Here is a 6,547-nt window from a genome sequence, read left to right on the forward strand (position 1 = left end):
CGTTCGGCCTGGGTCCTCAAAGCCCGGTCAGCATCGCATCAGCCGGCGCATCGGCACGCAGTTGGGCGGTGAGCAGGAAATACAGGAATCCCACCGCCATGAATCCGAGGAAGATCGCCCCGATCAATGCGTTGAACCAGGCCATCGCCACCAGGCACACCACCGCGAGCACCAGGGCGATCCCCGGCACGATGGGGTAGCCCGGCGCGCGGAAAGTACGTTCCAGGTTGGGTTCGGTTTTGCGCAGTTTGAACAGGCTGAGCATGCTCATGATGTACATGACGATGGCGCCGAACACGGCCATGGTGATCATCGCCGCCGTCAGGGTCATGCCGCCGAGGTTGATCAGGCCGTCGCTGTAGATGGCGGCGATGCCGATCACGCCACCGGCGATGATGGCGCGGTGCGGTGTCTGAAAGCGTGACAGTTTGGCGAGGGAGGCGGGCAGGTAGCCGGCGCGGGCCAGGGCGAAGAATTGCCGCGAGTAGCCGAGGATGATGCCGTGGAAACTCGCCACCAGGCCGAACAGGCCGATCCACACCAGCATGTGCAACCACCCGGAGCTGTCGCCGACCACGGTTTTCATGGCTTGGGGCAGTGGATCATTGATGTTCGACAGGGTGCGCCAGTCGCCGACGCCGCCGGCGAAGAACATCACGCCCATGGCCAGCACCACCAGGGTCAGGATGCCGCTGATGTAGGCCTTGGGAATCGTGCGTTTCGGGTCCTTGGCTTCTTCGGCGGCCATGGCCGCGCCTTCAATTGCCAGGAAGAACCAGATGGCGAAAGGGATGGCAGCGAACATCCCGGCGATGGCCGGTGCGCCGAACACGTCGGAGCCGGCCCAGCCGTTCAAGGCGAAATGGCTGAAGCTGAAGGCCGGGGCGACGACGCCCATGAACACCAGCAATTCGGCCACCGCCAGAACACAGACAATCAGCTCGAACGTCGCGGCCAGTTTGACCCCGAGGATATTCAGGCCCATGAACACGATATAGGCACCGACCGCTGCGTGTTTCGGGTCCAGGGCCGGAAACTGCACATTCAGGTAGGCCCCGATGGCCAAGGCGATGGCGGGCGGCGCGAAGACGAACTCAATCAGCGTTGCCAATCCGGCGATCAGTCCGCCTTTCTCGCCGAAGGCGCGACGGCTGTAGGCAAACGGCCCACCGGCATGGGGGATGGCGGTGGTCAGTTCGGTGAAACTGAAGATGAAACAGGTGTACATGGCCGCGACCATGAATGACGTCACCAGAAAGCCCAGCGTCCCGGCAACGCCCCAGCCGTAGCTCCAGCCGAAATATTCGCCGGAGATCACCAGCCCGACGGCAATGCCCCATAAGTGCAGGGTGCCTAGTGTGGGTTTGAGTTGGGTGTTCATGGGTGGTTGCCCTCGATCCGTAGCAAAAGCGCTGGCGAGGGACAGTGCAGTGGGCGTGCCAGTGTGGCTGGGGCGGTCGTAATGGGTGAAATCCTGTCGTATCGGGGATGTTCGCTACCGGATGGCTTAATTTTGTGCTCCAGTTCAGAGCGTCTGCGCCTGGGCTGGCCCCATCGCGAGCAGGCTCGCTCCCACAGAGGAGCTTTTGAGCGAATCCGGACTGTGTGGTCACAACAGGTCCAGATGTGGGAGCGAGCCTGCTCGCGATGGGGCCAGCCCAGCCACCCAGAAAACCTGTTTTTTACACTTTCTTTATCCCCTAACCCCTCTCTCGATCTCGTTCCTTTACACCCTTCCTGCCGACAATCACTCCACACACGGCACGACGCCGTATCACGGAGAAATCCCATGAATGTCCTGGACGGGGTGTCGCTGCTGCTCGCAGTGGCGCTGTTCATTTATCTGCTGGTTGCGCTGTTGCGCGCGGATCGGAACTAGGAGCGGCTATGCACGGTTATGACTACGGGCTGATCCTGGCCTTTTTCGCCTTGGTGCTGATTCCCGCACCGTTGCTGGGGCGTTTTTACTACCGGGTGATGGAAGGCCAGCGCACTTGGCTTTCACCCGTGCTTGGGCCGGTGGAGCGGGGTTGTTATCGGCTGGCGGGGGTTGATCCCCAGGCTGAGCAGAGTTGGCAGAAGTACACCCTGGCCTTGCTCGCGTTCAACCTGGCGGGGTTTGCGCTGTTGTTCGCGATTCTCCTGCTGCAAGGGCATCTGCCGCTCAATACCGAGCAACTGCCCGACATGGAGTGGCCGCAAGCCTTCAACACGGCCGTGAGTTTCATGACCAACACCAACTGGCAGTCCTACAGCGGCGAAGCGTCGCTAAGTTACCTGAGTCAGATGATCGGCCTGACGGTGCAGAACTTCGTCAGCGCTGCCACTGGCCTGGCTGTGCTGGTAGCCCTATGCCGGGGGATCGGGCGCAAGAGCGCCGCGACGCTGGGCAATTTCTGGGTCGACATGACCCGCGCCACCCTCTATGGACTGTTGCCGCTGTGCCTGTTATTGGCGCTGTTCCTGGTGTGGCAGGGCGTGCCGCAGACCTTCGCCCACTATGTGCACGGCATGACCTTGCAGGGCGCCGATCAGGTCATCCCTTTGGGCCCGGCGGCCAGCCAGATTGCGATCAAGCAATTGGGCACCAACGGCGGCGGGTTCTTCGGCGTCAACTCGGCGCACCCGTTCGAGAACCCGACGGCCTGGAGCAATTTGTTCGAACTCGCTTCGATCATCCTGATTCCCGCCGCCCTGGTGTTCACCTTCGGCCATTACGTCAAGGACCTGCGCCAGAGCCGGGCGATCATCGCCTGCATGCTCGTGCTGTTCCTGATCGGCGGCGCCACCTCGATGTGGGCCGAATACCAGCCCAACCCGGCGCTGAACAACGCCGCCGTCGAACAGACTGCGCCACTGGAAGGCAAGGAAGCGCGCTTCGGCACCACCGCCACGGTGTTGTGGTCGGTGACCACCACCGCAGCCTCCAATGGCTCGGTCAACGCCATGCACGACAGCCTCAACCCCCTCAGCGGCATGGTGGCGCTGGTGAACATGATGGTCGGCGAAGTGATCTTCGGCGGCGTTGGCGCCGGCCTCTACGGCATGTTGCTGAACGTGTTGATTGCGGTGTTCCTGGCCGGGCTGATGATTGGTCGCACGCCGGAATACCTGGGCAAGAAGCTCGGCGCCCGGGAAGTGCAGTTGTTGGTGATGACGCTGCTGGTGATGCCGGTGAGTGTGCTGGTGCTCGCTGCCATCGCCGCGAGCCTGCCCGGGCCGGCCGCGGCGGTGAGCAACCCAGGCGCCCACGGTTTCAGCCAGTTGCTGTACGCCTACACCTCGGCGGGGGCGAACAACGGCTCGGCCTTTGGCGGTTTCGGCGCCAATACACCCTTTCACAACCTGATGCTCGGCCTGGGCATGTTGATCGGCCGTTTCGGCTACATCCTGCCAGTGCTGGCATTGGCCGGCAGCCTGGCGTTGAAGAAAACCGCGCCGATCGGGCAGAACAGCTTTCCCACCCATGGCCCGCTGTTCGTCACCCTGTTGACCGTGACCATCCTGCTGGTGGGCGGCCTGACCTTCTTGCCGACCCTGGCCCTGGGGCCGATTGCCGAACACTTGAGCATGGGCTTCTGAGGAACTGATGATGAATATGCCAATGAGCAAAGCCGTCGTCGCCAAGGCGCCGGAGCAACCCAAGACAAACGTTTCGTCGCTGTGGCGCCTGGCCTTGTTGCAGGCGTTCGTCAAGCTCGACCCGCGCCAGTTGCACCGTGCCCCGGTGATGCTGGTGGTGGAACTGACGGCGATCCTCACCACGGTGTTGTGCTTCGTACCCGACAGCGCGGTGCCGACGTTCGTGGCCGCGCAGATCGCGCTGTGGCTGTGGTTCACCGTGCTGTTTGCCAACTTCGCCGAAGCCCTGGCTGAAGGGCGTGGAAAAGCCCGGGCCGACAGCCTCAAGGCCGGCAGCGAAGGCTTGAGTGCACGCCGCCGCACCGCCAGCGGATTCGAAGTGATCCCCGCTACCCGGTTGCGCAAGGGCGATGTGGTACGCGTCGTGGCCGGGGAGATGATCCCCGGCGACGGTGAAGTGATCGAAGGCATTGCGGCGGTCAACGAAGCGGCGATCACCGGTGAGTCGGCACCGGTCATTCGCGAATCCGGCGGCGATCGTTCGGCGGTCACCGGCAACACGCGGCTGGTCTCGGACTGGCTGCTGGTGCGCATCACCAGCAACCCCGGCGAATCCACTTTGGACCGCATGATCGCCTTGGTGGAAGGCGCCAAGCGCCAGAAGACGCCGAACGAAGTGGCGCTGGATATCCTGCTGATCGGCCTGACGCTGATCTTCTTGCTGGTGGTGGTGACCCTGCAACCCTTCGCTCATTTCGCCAACGGCAGCCTGCCGCTGGTGTTTCTGGTGGCGCTGCTGGTGACCTTGATTCCCACCACCATCGGCGGGTTGCTGTCGGCCATCGGCATCGCCGGGATGGATCGGCTGGTGCGCCTGAATGTGATCGCCAAGTCCGGCCGCGCGGTGGAGGCGGCGGGGGATGTGCACGTGCTGATGCTGGACAAGACCGGCACCATCACCTTTGGCAATCGTCGTTGCGCAGCGGTCCATGCCGCCCCCGGTGTAGGCGCCAACGAGCTGGCCGAGGGCGCGCTGTTCGCGTCGTTGGCCGACGATACGGCCGAGGGCAAGTCCATTGTCGAGTACTTGCGCGGTTTGCACCCGCTGCCCGAGCCCGGCGTCGACACGCTGACTGCGGTGCCGTTCAGCGCCGAGACCCGCTTGTCCGGTGTCGACTATCAGGGCCGCATCTACCGCAAGGGCGCCGTTGATTCGTTACTGGCTTTTATCGGCCTGTCACGCGGTGAGTTGCCGCCCGCGCTGGCCCGGGAAGTCGATCAGATCGCCCAGAGTGGCGGCACGCCGTTGCTGGTGTGCGTCGACAGCAGGCTGCTGGGCGCGATTCATCTCAAGGATGTGGTCAAGCCGGGCATCCGTGAGCGCTTTGCCGAGCTGCGCAAGCTGGGAATCCGCACGGTGATGGTGACCGGCGACAACCCGCTGACCGCCGCTGCGATTGCCGCCGAAGCGGGCGTCGACGACGTGCTGGCCGAGGCCACGCCGGAGAAGAAGCTGGCGCGTATCCGTCATGAGCAGAATGACGGTCGGTTGGTGGCGATGTGCGGCGACGGTGCCAACGATGCTCCAGCCCTGGCCCAGGCCGATGTCGGCATGGCGATGAACGACGGCACGCAAGCCGCGCGGGAGGCCGCCAACATGGTCGATCTCGACAGTGACCCGACCAAACTGCTGGATGTGGTGCAGATCGGCAAGGAGTTGCTGATCACCCGTGGCGCCCTGACGACGTTTTCCATTGCCAACGACATCGCCAAGTACTTCGCAATCCTGCCAGCGCTGTTCGCCTCGATTTATCCACAGCTCGGCGTGCTGAACGTGATGCACCTGAGCAGTCCGCAGAGCGCCATCCTGTCGGCCATCGTCTTCAACGCCTTGATCATCGTGGTGCTGATCCCGCTGGCCCTGCGCGGCGTGCGGGTGCAAGCGGCGAGCGCGGCGGCGTTGCTGCGACGCAACCTGCTGATCTATGGCCTGGGCGGAATTTTGGTGCCCTTTGTGGGGATCAAGGTGATTGATATGGCGTTGACAGCGCTGAGGTGGGTTTGAGGTGGTGGCTGCGGTTCGCCACAGATGTGTTTTCCAACTGAGGATTTTGGGATGTTCAAGTCAATTCGCCCGGCCCTGAGCCTGTTACTCCTGATGACCCTGCTCACCGGCGTCGCCTACCCCCTGCTGGTGACGGGCATCGCGCAAGTCGCCTTTCCTGCCCAGGCCAACGGCAGCCTGGTGGTCGATGCCGACGGCAAGGTCCGCGGCTCACTGCTGATTGCCCAGGACTTCACTGGCGATGCCTGGTTTCATCCACGACCATCGGCCGGCGCTTTTGCCACGGTCGCCAGCGGTGCGAGCAACCTTTCCCCGAGCAATCCAGCCTTGGCTGCTCGGGTGATCGCTGATGCAGACCGACTGCAAGTCCCCGGCCAGGGCCCGGTCCCGCTGGCGCTGCTGACCACCTCCGGCAGCGGCCTGGACCCGCACTTGCCACCGGCCGCGATTGCCTATCAACTGGCGCGTGTCGCCGCAGCGCGCAACCTGCCGGCCTTGACGTTGCAGCAACTGCTTGATGCCCACACCGAGCAACCCCTGGTGGGGCCGCCGGTGGTGAACGTGCTGGCGCTGAACCTGGCGTTGCAAAAGCTGTAACCCCTGTGGGAGCGAGCCTGCTCGCGATGGCGGTGTATCAGTCACACACTTGCACACTGACCCACCGCCATCGCGAGCAGGCTCGCTCCCACAGGGTTTTTTCATGGTGGTTTAGAAATCCCCCCACAACTGCTGTGCTACCGCCAGCGCCACCACGGGCGCGGTTTCGGTGCGCAGCACCCGGGGGCCGAGGCGGGCGGCGTGGTAGCCGGCGGTCCTGGCCTGTTCGACTTCCGCGTCGGACAAACCACCCTCGGGTCCGATCAGGAAAGCCAGGGACGCTGGCCGGGCATGGCTGACCAA

The 6,547-nt window shown here is 63.6% G+C and carries 6 protein-coding genes; 4 read left to right on the plus strand and 2 right to left on the minus strand.

Annotated features, from left to right (window positions below):
- Positions 1-16: 16 nt before the first annotated feature.
- The gene (gene eat / locus J7E36_RS24300; RefSeq protein WP_215008736.1) at positions 17-1,381 is read right to left on the minus strand and encodes an ethanolamine permease; all 1,365 of its coding nucleotides are present in this window, start codon (positions 1,379-1,381) and stop codon (positions 17-19) included.
- A 408-nt stretch (positions 1,382-1,789) separates the two neighbouring features.
- On the opposite strand from eat, the gene kdpF reads away from it, so the two are divergent.
- Genes kdpF through kdpC form a run of 4 tightly spaced genes read left to right on the plus strand, consistent with a single transcriptional unit; the run spans position 1,790 to position 6,244 of the window.
- Positions 1,790-1,879 carry a K(+)-transporting ATPase subunit F gene (kdpF, locus tag J7E36_RS24305; RefSeq protein WP_033033323.1) on the plus strand — a complete coding sequence of 30 codons (90 nt, stop codon included), beginning with the start codon at positions 1,790-1,792 and terminating at the stop codon, positions 1,877-1,879.
- Positions 1,880-1,887: 8 nt separating this feature from the next.
- Positions 1,888-3,582 carry a potassium-transporting ATPase subunit KdpA gene (gene kdpA / locus J7E36_RS24310; protein ID WP_215008738.1) on the plus strand — a complete coding sequence of 565 codons (1,695 nt, stop codon included), beginning with the start codon at positions 1,888-1,890 and terminating at the stop codon, positions 3,580-3,582.
- A gap of 10 nt (positions 3,583-3,592) precedes the next feature.
- Entirely contained in the window at positions 3,593-5,647 is a 2,055-nt protein-coding gene (kdpB, locus tag J7E36_RS24315) for a potassium-transporting ATPase subunit KdpB (protein ID WP_215008740.1), read from the plus strand.
- A 51-nt stretch (positions 5,648-5,698) separates the two neighbouring features.
- Positions 5,699-6,244, plus strand: a complete 546-nt coding sequence (gene kdpC / locus J7E36_RS24320) for a potassium-transporting ATPase subunit KdpC (protein ID WP_215008742.1) — start codon at positions 5,699-5,701, stop codon at positions 6,242-6,244.
- A 111-nt stretch (positions 6,245-6,355) separates the two neighbouring features.
- Here the strand turns inward: kdpC and J7E36_RS24325 are convergent.
- On the minus strand, positions 6,356-6,547 hold a 192-nt coding region (locus J7E36_RS24325), incomplete at its 5' end, for an RsmE family RNA methyltransferase (protein ID WP_215008744.1).

The organism is Pseudomonas fluorescens, from assembly GCF_018614775.1.
Lineage (GTDB): Bacteria > Pseudomonadota > Gammaproteobacteria > Pseudomonadales > Pseudomonadaceae > Aquipseudomonas > Aquipseudomonas fluorescens_BY.